The organism is Sulfurimonas sp. (assembly GCF_029027405.1).
Classification (GTDB): Bacteria; Campylobacterota; Campylobacteria; order Campylobacterales; family Sulfurimonadaceae; genus Sulfurimonas.
Genome location: NZ_CP093396.1, coordinates 2,440,980 through 2,460,622 on the forward strand (window position 1 = coordinate 2,440,980; position 19,643 = coordinate 2,460,622).

The window sequence follows — 19,643 nt, forward strand, 5'->3', positions numbered from 1 at the left end:
TATTACACCTTTTGTATCGAAGCTGATGCAAAGCGATAACCGCTAAACAATGCCTCTGAATTTAGTTTAGAATCAAATGTTGGTAGTATTGCAATACTACCAGCTATTTTATTATCACTAATAATATTAAGAATAATTTTAGAATTATCATTTTCAACTCTTACACTATCCCCTTCACAGAATTCTGAATTTTCCAAAAACTCTTCACTCATATAAAGACCCGCAACTTCATCAAGATTTGTAGTCTTATTTGTAAAATCAGTAAATTGTCTCACAGGATTTGCTAGATAGATAATAGTACCTTCTAGTTTTTCATCATTTAATTTTTCTACATTTTGACTTGTACTTTTGTTAACTTTTACATTTTCTAAAACATAACCTCTAACTTCTGTGCCATCATTTTCATAATGATTAGGAAGATTATCAAAAGTTTGAGTTTTAAAACCAACACTTGTTGGAAGAGATTGTGTATACTCAATTACATTTTTTACGTTCATTCCAAGTGCATTTGCTATATCATTTAATTCATACCCATTATACTCAAGTGCTGCATTTGTTGGATTTACTCTTTTGTTGATTGATGTAAGAGTTCCTTCTTGTTGATTGATGGCTGGCATATCTAAATCGCCATCACCCAATGCCGATAATGTGAAATCAGCTTTTGTATTGTAACCGATACTGTATTCTCCCGCTTCCTCATCAAGTTCACAAATAAGAGCAACACCTAGAGAGTTAGTTAATGGAGGTATAATTGTTAAAGCTATATCACTACATTTTTCAACAAGAGCAACTAGTCTTGCAAGATTTTTAGAGTTTGGATGATTATATAAATCTGGTCCAACTATCATAGCAAACGAGTCTTTTTTCTTTAAATTTTTCTCTAAAGCTTCCATAAAATTATCACTTGCACCTAAAAGTGTTAAAAGAGAATTGTCATCAACAACAACTTCTTTAGAAACTTTTTTAGGAACCATTTTAGTTTTTTCTACTTCAACTTCTTCCTCTTCCCCTGTTTCTTTATTGACTTTCATCTCTTTAACAATCTCAACTACTTTTTCTTTTATAGTTTCTTCAACTGTTATAGTTTTTTCAGAATGAAACGATGCTAAATACTCAACCACTTTCGCAGGTAGTTTTTCTTTATCTCCAAATAAGTCTAGAATTAAATAAAGGACTACTTCTTCTTGAAGTGGAGCATGAGTGACAGTCATTATACTTTTACCAAGACCTTCGATGATAGGGTCTTTTACAGGATGAAAATATAAACCAGCACCTTTATTAACTGTCATAGAATTATTTAGTGCATATCTGGCATTTGGATTATCACTCTTAAGAGCTGATCCAACAGATATAACAAAGTTAGACTTATGAGTAGACTTTAAGTCACTTCCCCAAAGTTTTGTTCCACTAATTTCACTATAATTTTTCATAAATGTAGCAAAAGATTTTGCTTCATTATTTATAAGTTTATAACCATGCTTCTCTTTTAGAGTTTGCAGTATGTATGCTTCTTCATTTGTAATAGTTGAAGTAAACTTTATAGTATCTGCTTTTTTGAAAGCTTCAAGAGCAGATGTAAATGCTTTTTCATCTTTAGTAACATTTGTGTTTTCATAATCAAAACCATATCTACCAGCACCGCAAAGTGACACATAATTCCATTCATTCATCACACGATAAATTTTCTTCTCAGGGTTATCTATGCTTGTATGCTTAACATCATAAGTTATTTGACAACCAGCAGAGCAGTGACCACAGGTTGCTGGAATTTGTTCTAACTCCCAAGCATTTGATTTATATACAAACTGGGTATCTACTAATGCTCCAACAGGACAAACAGATGCACACTCTCCACAAGAAGTACAATCAAGAACATCAGTTCCATTTGTTAAACCAATAAGAGATTTATTTAGTTTGTTCCACATTGCGTAAGCATCTTTTGGCATCTCATCTTTATACTCAGCCTCAAGAGCATCTGCTCCTCTTGGAATTGTTTTAAGAGAGTTGTCACCAATCATATCTTTACATACAGTTGAACATCTTTCACAAACGATACAAAGACCAGAGTTATACTGAATATGTCCCCAATCATGAGTAGTTCTAGCCACATCTTTAACTGCAAAGTGTTGAGCATCTACTCCCATATCTAGAGTGTAGTTTTGTAGTTCACACTCACCAGACTGATCACAAACACCACATTCAAGAGGATGATTTACATCATAAACTTCCATTATGGCGCGTCGTTCTTGCTCTATATTTTCTGTTGATGTCGTGATATTCATACCATCTTTTGATTTTGCATTACAAGCATAAGCTTGTTTTCCATCAACTTCAACTAAACATAATCTACATGCAAGAGTTGGACTACATCTCGAGAGATAACAAATTGCAGGAATATATATATCATTTGCACGAGCAGCATTTAATATAAGCTCTCCCTCTGAAGTTTGAACCTCTTTGTTATCAATTGTAATTGTTATATTGTTACTCATTTATAACCTCTATTTTAACTTGATTGTATCTATAATTTGAAGTTTTCGAATCCATGCTAAAAATTGGATTGTAAGCAATAGTGCCTTTCATATACTTATCCACTTTAAAGCGTCTAACGAACTCAACTCCATCAATGCTAAACTTCACATTATCTCCTGATTTGATTTTTGAACAAAGTGCAAACTGTTTCGAACCAAGAAGGTCTTCTTTTTCAATAATTTGCTTACAATTTTTTGTAAACTCACTAAACTGGTCTAATGGATTTCTAGCATAAACTACACTTCCGTTAAACTCACCTAACTCTTCAACTTCTTCTATTTTTGGCTTTTTTCTATTTGTTTTTGGCTCAATTTTATAACCTCTATATGCTGTACCACTATTATCATAATAGTTATCAAGATTATCAAACTCAATCTCTTTAAAGCCAAGTTTTGAAGTATAATCGATAATATTTTGAGTTTTTACGCCAAGGGCAGATGCTATGTCGTTTAACTCATATCCATTATAAAATGCACCAGCATTTAAAATAACTAAATCTTTATCAATATTTACAAAGGTACCTTCTTGCTGATTTAAAGCAGGCATATCTAAATCTCCATCACCTTTTGCTTTTAAAGAAAAATCTGCTTTCACATTATAACCTAGAGTAGAACCATTTTCTTTTTTGTCTAAATCACAAATCAGACTAACACCTAAAGTATTTGTAACAGGAGGAATTACCATAATTTTAAAAGCAGTATTTTTTTGGATATATGCTGCTATTAATGCTATGTTTTTTGCTCTTGGATGATTTATAATATCTTCACCTATAATAAGGATAGGATTATTTTTTCTTGCATAATTGCTTTTTAAAGTATCTAATTCTTCTTCAGAAATATTACTTTCTCCGCTAAGATACCCAATATCAAGAGAATCAAAAAACTCTTCTTGAGTTGACTTATCTTCTACAAAAACATCAGCTATCATTGCTAAAGCCGCTTCTTCACTTCCCACTTCATTCTTAATGAAAAGTGAAACCATATTTGCAACATCTTTTTCTTCAACAGGATGAATAGAAGATATATAAGCCTTGTTATTTCCAACTGCTTGAGATAATGCAAATTTTAAGATAGGGTTATCACTTTGAAGTGAACTTCCAACACTTATAACAAAATCACTTTTCTTTAAATCATCAAGAGTTGCATTATAAAGAGAAGTATTTGCCATGTCTGCAAAACTACTCATAAACTCTTGAAAGCTTCTAGCTTCTTCATTAACAAGATTAAACCCAAGTTTTTTCTTCAAAAGGTTTAGTAAATATGCTTCTTCATTCGTAATATTTGAAGTAAACTCTACATTTTTAGCATTTGAAAAAGCCTCAACCGCTTTGTTAAATGCTATATTGTCTTTTGATTCAACTCTGTTTTCATAATCAAATCCAAATCTTCCCGCTCCACACAGAGCTGTAAAATCTGCCTCGTTTGTAACTCTTTTGATATCTCCATCCTTTGATTCATAATATAATGAACAAGCACTTGAACAGTGCGAACAACTTGAAGGGATTTTATCTAATTCCCAAGCATTTGATGTGTATTTGAAATTAGTAGATGCCATAGCCCCAACAGGGCAAACAGAGACACACTCTCCACACTCGATACAATTTGCCATATTTATCTCTATGCGAGATTTATAACCACCTGCTAAAATGTAAAGAGCTTCAACTCCTACAATTTCATTACAGGTAGAAGTACATTTTTCACATAAGATACAAAGAGCAGGGTCGTAAGTATGAACTCCCCATTTCTTCTTTTTTCTAGCTATGTCACGAACTCCAAAATCCTGAACGCCTATATCAAACTCTAAAGTTTTGTTTTGTAAATCACACTCTCCACTTTTATCGCATACGCCACACTGTAAAGGATGGTTTACATTATAAAGTTTCATAATGTTTTGTCTTTCTTTATACAAAGCATCTGAATCTGTTGTAAATTCCGAACCTTCAGTCGGATTAGTATTACAGCTTAATATAAATCCATCTACATTTTTTGCCTCAACAACACACATTCTACAAGATGCATTAGGAGTTGTTTTAGTAAGATAACACATGGTAGGGATATATATATCTTCACGACGCGCAACTTGAAGTATGCTTTCTCCTTGTTTAGCCACAACAGAATTGCCATTGATTTTAAAATTTATCATGTTGCAACCATTGCTATGTAATAACATCTCATACAGCGATTTGCTTCCGTTATAGCTTGTTCTTGAGTGAAACCAAAATTGACTTCTTTGTTATTGTCTTTTCTATTATCAACATCTAAAACTTCACTCTTTTGTCTAGGAATACCTGGTAACCAACCTGTAATTTTTTCATCTTTATCATAAACGCGTAGACTTCTTAAATGGTCTTCCATAATCTCATCATCATTTAGACTTATTTCTCCACTTTGAAGATATCGAAGCATTACTGATGTTCCACGCTTTGCTTGACCAACGGCGTTAACAATTGTCATAGGACCATATTCACAATCTCCACTAGCAAAAACACCTTTGCGAGTTGTCATATAGTCTTTTCCATTTGTCTTAATAGTTCCCCATGAGGTCATACCTATTTCCCATTCTGGAGGAAGTAATTCTAAATCTGCTGATTGAGAAACTGCTGGAATTATAAAGTCTGTTTCAATACTATAAGAAGCACCTTCAACTTTTACAAGTTGTGCGCGACCACCATTTGGGTCTGGCACTAACTCATATTTATCAACATCAAGTGATTTTAAGATATTATTTTCATCATTCATTTTATTTACTGCTGAATGAAAAAGAAATTCCACTCCTTCTTCAACAGCTTCATGATACTCTTCATAGGTTGTATTTTTTATAATTGTCTTTTCATCACGACGATAAATCATATAAACTTTTTTAGCATTAGCACGAATGGCACAACGAACAACATCCATCGATGTGAAACCCCCACCAACACACACAACAGTTTTACCTGTTAAATCAACTGCTTCTCCGATGCCATATTTATCCCAAAGATTAACTTGGTCAAGCATCTCTATAGCTGACCAATAACCTTCAACATCTTCTTTCTCATTATCACAACGAACTTTTTTACTTATTCTTGTTCCTGTTGCAACCATAATAGCGTCATATTCTGTTTCAAATCTTCTCATATCATCTGCTGTGACTTTAGAGTTAAGTATAAAATTAACACCCATATCTCTAACACACTCTATATCTTGGTTATATTTATCTATTGGCATTCTGTACTCTGGAACACCTACTGCAACTTCTCCCCCAAGGACAGGAAGTTCTTCATAAACATCAACTTCCACTCCCTGGGCAGCAAGATAGTAAGCAGTAGTTAAACCAGCAGGACCAGAGCCTATAACAGAAACTTTTTTGCCCATAGGCTTTTTCTTTTTCTCCATTGGATGATAAAAACCAAGACCATGATCGCTCTCCCAATCAGCACCTAATCGTTTAAGTTCCATAATAGATATAGGCTCATCAAGATTGGTTCGACGACAAGCATCTTCACAAGGGTGAGGACAAACACGACCACAAACATGAGCAAGAGGCATGGTTTTACGAGTAGCAGCTAAAGAGTCATAAAATCGTAAATCTCTTACACCTTCTATATATGCTGGAATATCTACATGAGATGGACACATATCAGTACATGGAGCAGTTATTTTAGCTATATAACTAACTTCTTGGGTGTAATGTTTAGATGCTTTTTGATTATTGATGCAATCCATAAACTCATCTTCAAAATGTGTCATTAAATCAATAATTGGATTTGGAACAGTCTTTCCAATCTCACATTTTGAAGTAAGTTGCATAGACTTACCAATCTCTTTTAAATGCTCCATATCAGCAATAGAGCCTTCTCCACGAGCAATCTTATCGAGTTGGTCATAAAGAATTCTTCCGCCCCATCTTCCAGGTGCGCATCTTCCACAAGCTTCTGAATACTCTTGATACTGAGCAGCATACTCCATAGCTAAACGAATAACATCTACATCTTCTTTAAATAATGCAACACCATCCCAACCTATAAAGGCTTTAGAATCACGGTGGTCATCGTATATTGCTGGTAGATTATATGCTGATTCTTTCCACTCTTCTTGAGGTTTACCAATATTGTTTATCAGCTCCCCTTTCCAAGTAGAAAAATATACTTTACTCAAAATAAATTCCTAGCCTTTTTTCACTACGATAGTCCAATCGACTTCGTTAAACTTTAAAGAGTTCATAAGCTCATAGCCACACTCTTTTACAAGATCAGCAGACTTTTGAATAGGTGTAAAGTTACCTATTTCAAACAAAAAGATTGCAACTTCACCCTCTTTATGTTGGGCTAAAAGTTCTTTCATACGAGGTTCAAACTCTTTTTTTAAATGTCTTAAATCATATCTTTTCATTATCGATCAACCTCTCCAAAAACTATGTTTGTTGTACCAATAATAGAAACAACATCTGGAATATAGTGACCTGGTAAAAGGTCAGTTAAAATACCTGTATGCCAAAAAGATGGAGCACGAAGTTTTAGTCTATAAGGATAAGGTCCGCCTTGAGAATTTATAAAGAAGCCAAGCTCACCTTTTGGTGATTCAGTTGCTACATATACTTCTCCAACTGGAGGACGCATACCTTGTGTTACTAAAACGAAATGTTGCATCAAAGAGTAGTTTTGAGTCATAATATCCATCTTAGATGCTGATATATATTTTGGAGAATGAGCCATTAATTCAGTTTGTCCATCTTCAACACACTTAGCATACATATCCATACATTGGTAAAGAATCTTAGCAGTTTCACGCATCTCTTCCATATAAATACGATATCTTGCAAAGTTATCGCCTTTGTCAGACCAAGGAACATTAAATTCTACTTCATCATACAACTCATAAGGCTCTTCTTTACGAATATCCCAAGGAGTTCCAGATGCTCTAAGCATTGGACCTGTACAACCCCATGAGTGTGACATCTCTTTAGAAATAACTCCAACATCTTCCATTCTCATAAGCCAAATACGGTTAGTGTCAAGAAGGTCTTCATAATCTTTAATATTTTGAGGAAGTTCATCTAAAAAAGTCTTTAGTTGAGAGATAAATGTATCTTGAATATCTAAAGGAACTCCACCTATGCGGATTGCCGAATGAGTAAGTCTAGCTCCACAATATCCCTCGATTATATCCATCAAATATTCTCTTTCACGAAATGCGAAAAGGAAGACTGTCATAGCTCCAATATCAAGTGCGGTTGTCGCCAACCAGAATAAGTGACTCATCAAACGATTTATCTCTAAAAGCATCATTCTGATAACTTTTGCACGACGAGGAACTTCTAAACCAATTAATTTTTCAACAGCTAGTGCAAAACCATAGTTATTTGAAGAAGAAGCGATATAGTCCATTCTGTCTGTTGTTGGCATGAACTCGTTATATATCATGTTCTCAGCCATTTTTTCCATTCCACGATGAAGGTATCCAACATCTGGATGAGCTTTTACGATTTGTTCTTGTTGTAAATGAAGCATTAAGCGTAATTGACCGTGAGCAGATGGATGCTGAGGACCAAAGTTTAAGATAAGTTCATTATCATCTCTATCAAAAGTAATATTCTCAAAAAACGGTGTTAATCTATTTTTTATTTGTGCCATATTTTCGCCACCCTATCTTTGTGGGTCATCAACAATAGTTGTTGAATCTCTATCAAATTTCTTAATTAAGAATACTCCACCCTCTTCTTGGTAAGGCTGTATTACTTCTGGCTCATCTCCAGTAATTTTTGTTCCTTTTGGAACTTCATGACCTAAGCGAGAAAATCTATCTGAATCATATCTATCTACTCTTGCAGTATCTCTAATTTCAGGTCCTATCTCTTCTCTTGCCTCTTTTCCATAGATCTTATCAACTTCATACCAAGCAGCTGCTTCATCACCTTGAAGTGGGTAAGTTTTTAGAAGTGGATGTCCGCTCCAGTCATAAGGCATAAGGATTCTCTTCATAAAAGGATGTCCATTTGCTTCGATTCCAAACATGTCAAACATTTCACGCTCACTCCAGTCAGCACAGCGAAAAAGTTTTTCAACAGAATTAACAGCTTCACCATTTTGAATAAACATCTTAATACGAATACGCTTTCTCTTATTCATACTTAGCATTTGATAAAAAACTTCAAAACCATTTCTATCTGCAATCCAATCAATAGCGCTCATTTCTGAAAGCTGAGAATATTCTAACTCATCTCTCATAAATTCTAAAACTTTGTAATTGTCCTCTGGATTTATAAATACTACAAGTTGCTTAACTTGAATAAAAGCGTCTAAAACTTCAAACTTAGATTTAATAGCTTCTAAATCTGCGTTGAAAACTTCATCACTCTCAGGTGGGCTTTTTGGCACTTGTGGAGATTTGTAAAATCTATCTGTGTAATATGCTTTAGCTTGAACATTATCTTTAGCTTTATATGCTCTCATTACATTAGCCTTTTTGCTTTTTGTGCTTTAGATGCATGATTTGCACGAATTTTTTGCTGGAGTAACATAACTCCATATTGAAGCGTTTCAGGACGAGGAGCACAACCAGGAAGATATAAATCTACAGGAATAATTCTATCAACACCTTGAACAGTTGCGTAAGTGTTAAACATACCGCCAGTATTTGCACATGAACCCATAGATATAACCCATCTAGGCTCTGTCATTTGATCATAAAGTCTTTTGATAAATTCTGCATGTTTTTTAGTAAGAGTTCCAGCAACTATCATAACATCCGCTTGTCTTGGAGATGCTCTAAAGATTGTTCCAAATCTGTCAAAGTCATATCTTGAAGCACCTGATGCCATCATCTCAATACCACAACAAGCAAGACCATAAGTAAGCGCCCAAAGTGAGTTTGAACGTCCCCAGTTTACAATCTTGTCTATACTTGTAAGTGCGACAGGCAATCCACCGTCTTGTGTGTAATTTACTTTATGTTGTGCCATTCAAGCGCTCCTTTTTTCCATGCATATACGAAACCAATAGTCAATAATCCTATAAACATTAACATCTCAGCAAATCCAAACCAGCCAAGTAGTCTAAAATCTACTGCCCATGGAAACATAAAAATAATCTCAACATCAAACAGTAAAAAAAGTAATGCAAACAGATAAAATTGTGGCGAAATTCTGTTTGGTTGTTTCGTGATTTCAGGTCCACATTCGTAAACCGAAAGTCTAATTTTTTCGCTATCTCTAGCTGCCAACGCACGACTCGCAAGTCGAGCAATAATTGTCGTAGCAGTAAATGCACCAAATGTTACAACAAATAGTACAAATACCCCAAAATACGGATTTGCAGTGCTTATGTGCTCCATATAACCTACCTTATAAATATTTTTTTCATTTTTTTTGAGCATAACTCTAGAAAAAATAGTTAGTACACTATATCAAAAAGAGTATTAAAGAAAGGATAAGAGTAAGTTAAGAATATATAAGTGTAACTAAAAGAAACGCTATTCTTGATTTTCAATAGAAAATGTGTATATTAGTAACACTTTCTATTTTAAAGGATTATTTATGCAAAAAACCCATTGATTTTTCACTATCGAAATTAGCATCTTTTTCTCTTTTTATTTCACTTACGAAGGCTTCTAAAGTAAAAAGTGGCTCATCTGTAACAGCAACTTTATATGCTGTATTTTTTATAATCAAATTAATTTGACCACCTGTTAATGGGTATGAGGCTAATTTAGCAACATCAAAATCTTTTTCATATGGAGCTTCTTGTGGTAACATTTTTTCCCATAATTCTACTCTTTGAGCTTCAGATGGTTTTTTAAATTCTATTTTGTAGTTAAAGCGTCTTGAAAATGCTTTGTCAATATTTTCTAGTAAATTAGTAGTCGCTATTAACATTCCTCTAAAATTTTCAATCTGCTCTAAAAATATATTTTGCATCTGATTATGCATCTGATCAGCAGAACTATTTACACCACTAGACCTAGCTCCTAAGAATTGATCTGCTTCATTTAGAAGTAAAATTGGCTCTGTTTTTGTTTTTTCACTCAAATCATAAAAAGTGTCGAAAATTTTACGAACATTCTTTTCACTTTCACCTACATACATAGATAAAATTTTTGAACAATCAAATGATAAAATTTGTCTTTTTAAAGATTTTGCAAGAGAGTGTGCCGTCATTGTTTTACCAGTTCCAGCGTGGCCATAAAAAATAATCCTAGCATCTATACCACTCTTTTTATCTTTAACACCCCATTTTACAAGTCTAGCCATAACTTCTTTATCAACTTGACGCATAAGATTTTCTAAAGTATCTTTTGTTTCTTTCGCTAAAACTACATCGTCCAAAGTAGTTTCACTCTCTACTAGCTCAAATATATCTTGTTCTTCTATCAGTGCATTTAGTTTTAATCTACGAACTTTTTTATTTTTTTGCGGGTGGATTATACTTTGTAAAACCTCATCAACAATATAAAAAGCACGAGCGATACCACCAAAAGGATTTAGCATCTCCTCATAGTCTATGATTCCTGCACTGAGTAAATTTGAGCCGTCTTCAAGCAATGAGCGATTTTTGATGCGTTCATACTCATCTAATGAGATTAAATCTATCAGAGTATTCATCTCTCTAAGAGTTGCATCTGTTGCACTATATTCTTCACGAAGAAGCGCTAAAAATATGATTTGCTCTTTTGATTGAAGCTTTTTTTGTTTAAAAAACTTATCTAAAATAAATTTTTCTGAAGTTTGCTTAACTCTTTGCTCAATCCTTTTTTCCAGAAGCTGTAACTTTTGCTGAATTCTATCGATGCCAAGAGAATGTTCATGTACATTTTGACGAATTGTACTCATCTTTTGATAAAGTTCTATCCTGAAAAACTGTTCTTGAAGGTACTCCAAATGGTCACTATATGGTTTTATGTCTGACAAGTCTTTATCATGTTCACCATCTTGAAGTAGTTTTAAAAATGAAGGGGTTAAACCAACTGCTGTATTTAAAAGCTCCAATGGTGTAACATCTGAAATCTTCACAGGAGTAAAACTTTGCTGATGAATCCATCCAAGTTCTAAAAGTATTTTAATCTCTTGTAAATGATCCAGATGTTCAAAACCATCAGCACCATAAAGCTCATTTAAAAGTTCCAAAACCAAAACATCATCTTGACCTTGCATATACTTATTTGCTAAGTTTTGTAACATTAAGGCTTCATTTTCACTACATTTTAGTTGTGAAAATATTTGAGCCTTTTGTATATTTTTGTTTTGTAAAAAATCAACTAATATTTTCAATTATATCCTTAAAATTTATATCCTACACCTGCAGAAACTATAAGTACATTACCATTTGAGAATTCACCATCTAAATTATCGTTTTTAACAGTTCTACTCTCTCTCATAGAATAAAGAACTGATAAACCAACATCTAATTGCTCGTTTATTTGATAACGACCACCTAGAGATATTGCAAGAGAGTTAGAATCTGGAAGTTCAAACCCTATAGTTTTTTCTGGAACTGGTGACTGATCGTAAACCATACCTGCCATTATTGTCATATTTTTTAGTTCTTGAGTAATACCCAAACGAAAAGCGTTTGTATCTTTCCAGTTTTTTTCAATAGCCTTCCCAAAAATATTTCCTAACATAGCACTTTCTGTCCCATCATAATCAAAATCTAAGGATTGATATGCTGACCACATATTTCTTTCATATACAATTTCTATACTTGTTTTTGAAGGTAGAGTATATGCGACTGCTAGACTAAATGTTGCAGGAAGAGGTATGCTAACACTCGTATACCCATCATAAGTAGTAGAAGTAATCCCTTCTGATAATTTTGCGTCACCTTCAACATTTAAACTAACATTAGAACGATATGTAGCCGCTAACTCTAAGTCTTTTGTAGGTTTGTACGCCAAAGCTAAGTTATAACCATAACTAAATGCATCACCCGTCATATCGCGAAAGGCATTAGCCCCACCTAATGCACCAACAGCACCATCACTTTTAACTATTCCGCTTGTGTGCAAAATTCTAAATCCAAAAGCAAACGAAACTTTATCATTAATTGGAATAGCAACACTAGGATTAATTTCTACAATTTGAAGAGTAAATTCTTCCGCTGAAGTTTTTGCAGGTTCTTTACTCCACCTTTTAGATAATCCACCTGGAGCAGTTATGCTAAGACCTATACGAGTCTCTCCAGCTTTGCCAGAAACATAATGAATAGATGGGATAAAAAATGATTCTGGCTCAGAGCTTAAACTACCATTAAATACAGTAGCTCCACTTGTATGCTTTCCATTATAATCAATAGCATCTAGTCCAATATAAGTCAAATCAACTTCTAAATGATTTTTATCTTCCATAAAGACCATGTTAGCAGGATTATAATAAGCTGCATCTGCACTTTTGTTATGTGCGATATTTGCTGCACTAAGTGCAACTGCGTTAAGTGAAGTCTCTGGAATTTTATATCCCCCTGCCATTAAAACTGAACTAGCCACAAGTGACATTAATACTATTTTTTTCATTCTTTTCTCCATCCCTTAAATATTTTCTTCAATCTTACATAAGTTTTGCTTAATCTACAAAAGAGTAAAGAAGTTCTATTTCATTTTTCCAGATTTTATCATCAATTGTTTCAAGTATAAGCGGTATATCATCCATGCGTTTATCATTCATCAAAAATCTAAAAGCATCTAGACCTATTTCTCCTTCTCCAAGAGAATGATGTCTGTCTTTTTTTGAACCTAAAGGCGGTTTAGAATCGTTTAAATGCATTCCCATTAAGTATTTAAACCCTACAATTTTTTCAAACTCAGCCCAAGTTTTATCGTAAGCCTCTCTTGTTCTTATGTCATAACCAGCTACAAACATATGACAAGTATCTATGCAGATGCCAACTCTGCTTTTGTCTTCTACCTTGTCGATTATTTGCGCTAGATGCTCAAACTTATAACCTAAGTTACTTCCTTGTCCTGCTGTGTTTTCTATGACAGCCTTTACGCCAGTAGTTTTATCAAGAGCCATATTTATAGACTCAGATATTTTACTTAAACATTCATCTTCACTTATCTCTTTTAAGTGACTCCCTGGGTGAAAGTTCAGTCTATCAAGACCAAGTTGTTCACATCGTTGTAACTCATCAACAAAAGCTACTCTACTTTTTATAAGCTTTTGCTCATCAGGGTGACCTAAATTTATAAGGTATGAATCATGGGGCAATATATGCTTCGCTAAAATTCCACTTTCTTCTAAAGCACTTTGAAATTTATCTATGGTTTGAGCATCTAGCTCTTTTGCATCCCATCTTCTTTGGTTTTTTGTAAAAAGGGCGAAGGCTTTTGCACCTATCTCTTTTGCATTTGTTACTGCATTAAAAACTCCACCACTTGCTGAAGTATGAGCTCCTACAAATTTTGTATTTATTTTATCCATTATTTTGTGTCCTTGATTTTGAAAATTATTTTATTTTTTTTATCTTTAAAAAATGTAACATTTGAAGTAACTCTGTATGTTATATCTACATTTTTATTTTTTATTTTTTGTAAAAAACCATCTTCTGCTTTTATAAGATTTTCTCCATCATAGATGCTATTTGATAAAAGTATATTTTGGAGTATATCACTAGGATATGTTTTGTTTAAGTAGTCTTCATTAAAGCCGCTTTTACTCATACAGCCTTCATTAACACAAATTAGATGATTTATTTCTATCTTTTGTATCGATTTTCCTGCACTAAAAAGTTCTAATTCTATAGCTTTATCACGGCTTCTAATGTAACCTAAGTCAGCAAACTTAATCTGCGGTGATTTTATAATGATGATTTTTGTTTGAGTCTTTTCATAGTTTTTAACACTACATGCACTAAAAAAAAGAATAACTGCTACTAATAGTAAGTATTTCATTTATTTTTGTATAAATTTTCTACACTTCTTCGCTGCACTTGTACCATAAATTATTTCCTTAAACTTCTCTATTATTTGAAATTATAATCAATTTTTAGTAAAATGTCATGTTTAACATATCTTACTTACTTTTTTATATCCTTATTTCTACGATAAACTCTGCCCCATTTTTTGTACTAAGCACCTTTATTTTCCCATTAAAATGTTTTTCAATAATGAGTTTAGATATATATAAACCTATACCACTACCCTCTAATTTTGTACTAAAATACAAATCAAAAATCTTTGCCATATGCTCTTTGGGGATTCCTTTAGCATTATCTTTTACACTAATGTAAAGAGTACTTTTACTTTTTTTCAAACTAATAAAGATAGAGGGTTCTTCTATCTTTTTCTCAACTAATGCATCTTTTGCATTTTCTAATAAATTTAAAAGTACCTGTGCAAGTTCATTTTTATAAGCAAATATTTCTTGTTCCTTATCTATGCTTTTGTGAACTTTAATACTATTTTGAGCAAAAGTGATATTTGAAATATTTAAAATCTCATCTACTAAATCATGTAGATTAAAGGAGACTTTTTCTTTATCTAATTTAAAAAAATTTCTAAAATCTTCTATTGTATTAGACATAAAGGTTAAAATATTTTCAGCTTTACTCACCTTTAAAATCATCATCTCTTTACTTAATTTATTCATTGAGTGTTTAAATTCAAGATTCATAAAAATAGATGAAAGCTCATTAATCGGCTGTCTCCATTGATGTGCAATACTGTTTATCATCTCACCTTGAGAACTAAGTTTTGCTTTTTGAATTAACACTTGTTCCTTTTCTTGATTTTTTAAAATCTCTGCTTTTACACGCTCATCAAGAATCTCATTTACCTTAAGTAACTCTTCCTCTCTTCTTAAGAGCATATAAGAGTAATATAAAAACAAAACAAAAAAGACAAAAGCGATAAATAATAAAATCATATTTCTCATTTTTTTAGATGCCATTAGTGACTCTTCCAGCGGTGTAGTTACCTCAATCACACCTCGTATATCTCCAACTTTCCATTTATTATTTTCCCACATTTTGTCTGAGTGATTGTTATGACAATTGACACAAGATATATTACTCATATAATCTGCTATAGCTACGATTAAGACAGCTTTACCATCAAGCTGCTTCTTTTTAATAACAATACCTCCACTACTTTCTATGTCCCTTAGGGTCTGCTTTTCATCTTGTGTTAAAACTCTATTTTTTCTATTTTTAAATGGAAAATTACTATATGTACTAAATTTAACTCCACTATTTTGCGAAAAAAGATCACTTAAATCATGAATAGTAGTTGCAGGGAGGGGAAGAATATGAGAACTATTTTTATGATTAACCCCAAAAGAGAGACTCTTTATATTACTATTTTTTATATCTTTAACAACCCAATCTAAATAATATGAGCGAGTTAATTTAATCTGTTCTACATTATTTTGACTATTTTTTTTAACCAATTCAATAAGATTTTTTTCTGTAATATAGGGAATAAAGAAGAACAATGAACTAATGATAATTATGGAGACCAACCAAATAGAAATCAATATTTTACTTTTAAAAAATAGCTTCAACATTAGATTCCTTTATATAATAAAATTATTATATAATAGTTTTTATCGAAGGGATTATATGACGAAAGAACTTATTTCACTATTAAACACTTCAACTATTCTTTTTGTAGAAGATGAAATTGGTATACAAGAAGAGATTGGGGAGATTCTTTGTGCAATTTTTAAAGAAGTTCATATAGCAAAAGATGGACTACATGCATTGTCTTTATATAAACAACATAAACCTGACTTAATTTTAAGTGATATTAAAATGCCAAAACTCAATGGGTTAATGATGATAAAACAGATTAGAAAAACTGATGAGACAACAGCAATCGCAATTATTAGTGCTCATACAGATTTAGACTTGATGCTTCTTGCAACAGAACTTAATTTACTCAAATATATTATTAAGCCAATTACAAAAAATAAACTTAATGAAGTTTTTGAAAAATTCCTTGAAAAAAAATCTACTGCTCAAGTGATAGCACTAGGAGATGGGTATATATTGGACAAGCACCAAAGTAGCATCATTTTTAAAGATATACATACTTCTCTTACAACAAAAGAATTAAACTTTTTATCCTTACTTCTAAAGAAAAAATCACTCATAAGTTATGATGAGATTGAATATGTACTAAAATTAGAAGTATTTTCTGAGCATGCTGTAAGACAGTTTATTAAAAAAATTCGTATAAAGTTGCCAAAAAATTACATACGAAATATTCAAAATCAAGGTTACACCATTAATACTCCTTTTATATAGACACAAATAAGACACAACCCTATATTACAATTTCACAAACCAAATTAAGGAATTCATAATGAAATCGATCAAAACTTTAACAATCTCTACGCTTCTTATAGCCTCTCTCTCTTCTAGTATTTATGCTAAAGAGTGTTTTAATGCAGACAATATTGATGTAAAATGGACATCTTTTAAAACATTGGCAAAAGTTGGTGTAAGTGGAACATTTAATGATGTAAAACTCACGACACCTAGAAATGCAAACTCACTAAAAACACTACTCAAAGATGCACAAATTGCTATCTCTTTCAAAAATATAGATGCAAAAAGCGCTGTCAAAAATGAGAATATATTAAAGTATTTTGTGGCTAATTTAGAGACTCAAAATATTACTGGTAAAATTACTGGTGTTAATCAAAAAGAACTTTTCGTTGAATTTCAGCTCAATAAAACTACTAAAATAATTCCAATGAAGTACCTTGTAAAAGATAATCAAGTAATAGCATCTGGTGTTATTGATGGTATGGATTTTGGAATGAAAAAAGCATTATTTGTATTAAATAAAAATGTAGCTGGACATCTAAATAAAGGTTGGTTTGATATCCCAATTTCATTTTCGATGAATCTTTCAAAACAGTGTAAATAGATGGGTTTCACTCTATTTACCTACTAATCTTCTTTAGACAGTTTTTTATAAAGTTTAATTCTCAAATTTGTGCTACACTTGTGTCATAAGAGAGAGTTTTTTCGGACGCTGCGAGGAGGGGTTTTTTATCAACCATTTGCTCGCCATCTTCATAAGATGGAACGGTGGACTTACCCTCTTTTTGTACATTGTTTTAGGAACTAACTCCTTATTTTCTCTCTTATCTCTTCTAACCCTGAATTCAAGTTACAAATGCAACAAAAACCTTTTTCATAATGCCATATTTCCAACAATTGTACCAAAGAAACCTTCGTATTCTTGCATTAATTTGAGCAGCTTCCGCACTATATTTAGAAGAAGTTTTTCTTGAAATTTTAATATTGCTCCAAATCTTAGTGGGTTTAGGTTTATATCTTACTACAATCAACCTCTATACATTTCTTTGATTTGTTGCACTTATTGGTTGAATGCAGGTTTTAAGATATCACGACCATTTGTATGTTTACTTAATGTGATTTCATAGGCGTTTGCTACTATCTCAGGTGTCTTTGCAATATCATCAACTTTGATTGGTATTTGACCTCATCTAAATTCAGCATCTATGCCATGCTTATCGAAGATATGGAGCATTGAATAGTTATCAATAATTCTGTGATAGCCACTTAAATTAATCGCTGTCTTTTCTTCTACCAATGTTACATAAGCTTCACCCACTTCATCTGTTTTGTTATAGCCCCCTTTCTCACTCGGATGCGCTATACTTACACGCACCTCATACCAAATAGAGCTTGAGTTATAGCCCCCTTTCTCACTCGGATGCGCTATACTTACACGCACCTCATACCAAATAGAGCTTGAGTTATAGCCCCCTTTCTCACTCGGATGCGCTATACTGACACCAAGAGGATTAAAAAGGCTACTTGAGTTATAGCCCCCTATACTACCCCAATAAGTCAAGACAACTTTTTCAAAAATCTAATTCCCTAAATACCTGTTACCCTATGCTACATTTTCACTAGATTTAGTGTAATTCTCATCATTGATTTTTAAACTATCATAATAAACATTCATAGGTTTTTTATATTTCAATGTCTCATGAAATCTTCTGTGATTATAAAATTCTATATAATCCTTAACATCACTTTTGAGAATTGATACTCTCTCATATTCATTGAGGTATATTTTTTCAACTTTAGCACTTCTCCAGAACCTCTCAATACAAATATTATCTGTTGCTCTACCTTTGCCATCCATAGAGATAATTATGTCATTATCTTTTAATGTTTGAGTGTGGATACAGCTTGTATATTGTGACCCTTGATCAGTATTAAATATCTCAGGCTTACCATAGAGTGCGAGTGCTTCATCTAGTACACCCATGACTAAATCTGTATCCATTGTGTTGGATATTCGCCAAGATAATATTGCTTTAGAATACCAATCAATTATGGCAGCCATATAGACCATACCACCTTTAATTTTAATATAGGTTATATCTGTTGACCATACTTGGTTTGCTCTTACGATATCTAATCCTCTTATTTTGTAAGAGTATTTATGATGTTGCTTGTCCGCCCAGCTTGTATTTAGTGGTCTTACAGCTAAAACAGCCTGTAATCCTAACTCTCTACGGTATGCCAGCACTGTGTTGGGACTGACACGAAAACCATCCTCTAGTAGTTGATGATACACTTTCATATAGCCATAGCTTGGTATCTCTTCAAATACTTTTTCTATATGTTTTTTAATTACATTTTTAGCAAGATTTACCATTGGTGCATAGAACAAATTACTTCTGTTATAGTTAATAAGATTACATTGTTTTACAACTGATAATGCCTTATTTTCATCTCTATCAATCAACTCCTTTTTATAGCTAGAGTCCAAGCTGCTTAACTTTCCCACCGCCCAGTCCTTCTCTACTGTTAGTTGACCTACAACCTTTGCATATTCATCAAGTTTAGCTTGTAATCTTACATTCTCTTCTTTGTACTCTTTAATTACTTTTGCAGGTTCCATCGCAACTTCTGCATTTTCCAAAAATATCTTCTTCCAATTTTGTAAGTTTTTTGGTGTGATATTATTTACACTTGCTATTTCATTTAGTGTCTTATCTTCTTTTAAAACTTCTAAAACTAACTTTGTCTTGAATTCTGCTGTATATGTTGTTCTTTTTCGACTCATAAGATTACCTTCTATTTTTATTGTTTAATTTTACTCTTTTAAGAATTAAACTTTAGAAATAGTTGTTTGATTTTCTTGGGGTAG

17 protein-coding genes are annotated in these 19,643 nt (G+C 32.7%); 2 read left to right on the plus strand and 15 right to left on the minus strand.

What is annotated here, in order from left to right; translation table 11 throughout:
* Positions 1-2 precede the first annotated feature (2 nt).
* From MOV42_RS11855 to MOV42_RS11915, 13 genes are all read right to left on the minus strand, one after another.
* Complete coding sequence (locus MOV42_RS11855) at positions 3-2,492, minus strand: NADH-quinone oxidoreductase subunit G (RefSeq protein WP_324171387.1); 2,490 nt, start codon at positions 2,490-2,492, stop codon at positions 3-5.
* On the minus strand, positions 2,485-4,674 hold the full coding sequence (locus tag MOV42_RS11860) for a 2Fe-2S iron-sulfur cluster-binding protein (protein ID WP_324171388.1): 2,190 nt from the start codon (positions 4,672-4,674) through the stop codon (positions 2,485-2,487). The genes MOV42_RS11855 and MOV42_RS11860 overlap by 8 nt, the downstream gene beginning before the upstream one ends.
* On the minus strand, positions 4,671-6,668 hold the full coding sequence (locus MOV42_RS11865; protein ID WP_324171389.1) for an FAD-dependent oxidoreductase: 1,998 nt from the start codon (positions 6,666-6,668) through the stop codon (positions 4,671-4,673). Before MOV42_RS11865 ends, MOV42_RS11860 begins: the two co-directional genes overlap by 4 nt.
* A gap of 9 nt (positions 6,669-6,677) precedes the next feature.
* Positions 6,678-6,902, minus strand: a complete 225-nt coding sequence (locus MOV42_RS11870) for an NADH-ubiquinone oxidoreductase subunit E family protein (RefSeq protein ID WP_324171390.1) — start codon at positions 6,900-6,902, stop codon at positions 6,678-6,680.
* Positions 6,902-8,143 carry an NADH dehydrogenase (quinone) subunit D gene (nuoD, locus tag MOV42_RS11875; protein WP_324171391.1) on the minus strand — a complete coding sequence of 414 codons (1,242 nt, stop codon included), beginning with the start codon at positions 8,141-8,143 and terminating at the stop codon, positions 6,902-6,904. The genes MOV42_RS11870 and nuoD overlap by 1 nt, the downstream gene beginning before the upstream one ends.
* A 12-nt stretch (positions 8,144-8,155) precedes the next feature.
* Positions 8,156-8,962 carry an NADH-quinone oxidoreductase subunit C gene (locus MOV42_RS11880; protein WP_324171392.1) on the minus strand — a complete coding sequence of 269 codons (807 nt, stop codon included), beginning with the start codon at positions 8,960-8,962 and terminating at the stop codon, positions 8,156-8,158.
* Positions 8,962-9,471: an NADH-quinone oxidoreductase subunit B family protein gene (locus MOV42_RS11885; RefSeq protein WP_321777485.1), complete on the minus strand. Its 510-nt coding sequence runs from the start codon at positions 9,469-9,471 to the stop codon at positions 8,962-8,964. Before MOV42_RS11885 ends, MOV42_RS11880 begins: the two co-directional genes overlap by 1 nt.
* Complete coding sequence (locus MOV42_RS11890; RefSeq protein WP_324171393.1) at positions 9,453-9,842, minus strand: NAD(P)H-quinone oxidoreductase subunit 3; 390 nt, start codon at positions 9,840-9,842, stop codon at positions 9,453-9,455. The genes MOV42_RS11885 and MOV42_RS11890 overlap by 19 nt, the downstream gene beginning before the upstream one ends.
* Before the next feature lie 196 nt (positions 9,843-10,038).
* Positions 10,039-11,775 (minus strand): ATP-binding protein, encoded by a 1,737-nt coding sequence (locus tag MOV42_RS11895; protein WP_324171394.1) that lies wholly within the window; start codon positions 11,773-11,775, stop codon positions 10,039-10,041.
* An 8-nt stretch (positions 11,776-11,783) separates the two neighbouring features.
* A complete protein-coding gene (locus MOV42_RS11900) occupies positions 11,784-13,016 on the minus strand; it encodes an OmpP1/FadL family transporter (RefSeq protein WP_324171395.1) in 1,233 nt (410 codons plus the stop codon).
* Between the two features lie 49 nt (positions 13,017-13,065).
* Positions 13,066-13,923 (minus strand): deoxyribonuclease IV, encoded by an 858-nt coding sequence (gene nfo / locus MOV42_RS11905; RefSeq protein ID WP_324171396.1) that lies wholly within the window; start codon positions 13,921-13,923, stop codon positions 13,066-13,068.
* Positions 13,923-14,393 carry a hypothetical protein gene (locus tag MOV42_RS11910; RefSeq protein ID WP_324171397.1) on the minus strand — a complete coding sequence of 157 codons (471 nt, stop codon included), beginning with the start codon at positions 14,391-14,393 and terminating at the stop codon, positions 13,923-13,925. Before MOV42_RS11910 ends, nfo begins: the two co-directional genes overlap by 1 nt.
* A gap of 133 nt (positions 14,394-14,526) precedes the next feature.
* A complete protein-coding gene (locus MOV42_RS11915; protein ID WP_324171398.1) occupies positions 14,527-16,005 on the minus strand; it encodes an ATP-binding protein in 1,479 nt (492 codons plus the stop codon).
* 55 nt (positions 16,006-16,060) lie between these two features.
* On the opposite strand from MOV42_RS11915, the gene MOV42_RS11920 reads away from it, so the two are divergent.
* Together MOV42_RS11920 and MOV42_RS11925 are read left to right on the plus strand one after the other, a co-directional pair.
* Positions 16,061-16,747, plus strand: a complete 687-nt coding sequence (locus tag MOV42_RS11920; protein WP_324171399.1) for a response regulator transcription factor — start codon at positions 16,061-16,063, stop codon at positions 16,745-16,747.
* A 58-nt stretch (positions 16,748-16,805) separates the two neighbouring features.
* Complete coding sequence (locus tag MOV42_RS11925; RefSeq protein WP_324171400.1) at positions 16,806-17,375, plus strand: hypothetical protein; 570 nt, start codon at positions 16,806-16,808, stop codon at positions 17,373-17,375.
* 582 nt (positions 17,376-17,957) lie between these two features.
* Here the strand turns inward: MOV42_RS11925 and MOV42_RS11930 are convergent.
* Positions 17,958-18,332, minus strand: coding sequence for a hypothetical protein (locus MOV42_RS11930; RefSeq protein WP_324171401.1), 375 nt, complete (start codon positions 18,330-18,332; stop codon positions 17,958-17,960).
* A 42-nt stretch (positions 18,333-18,374) separates the two neighbouring features.
* Entirely contained in the window at positions 18,375-19,559 is a 1,185-nt protein-coding gene (locus MOV42_RS11935) for an IS3 family transposase (protein ID WP_324171402.1), read from the minus strand.
* Positions 19,560-19,643 lie beyond the last annotated feature (84 nt).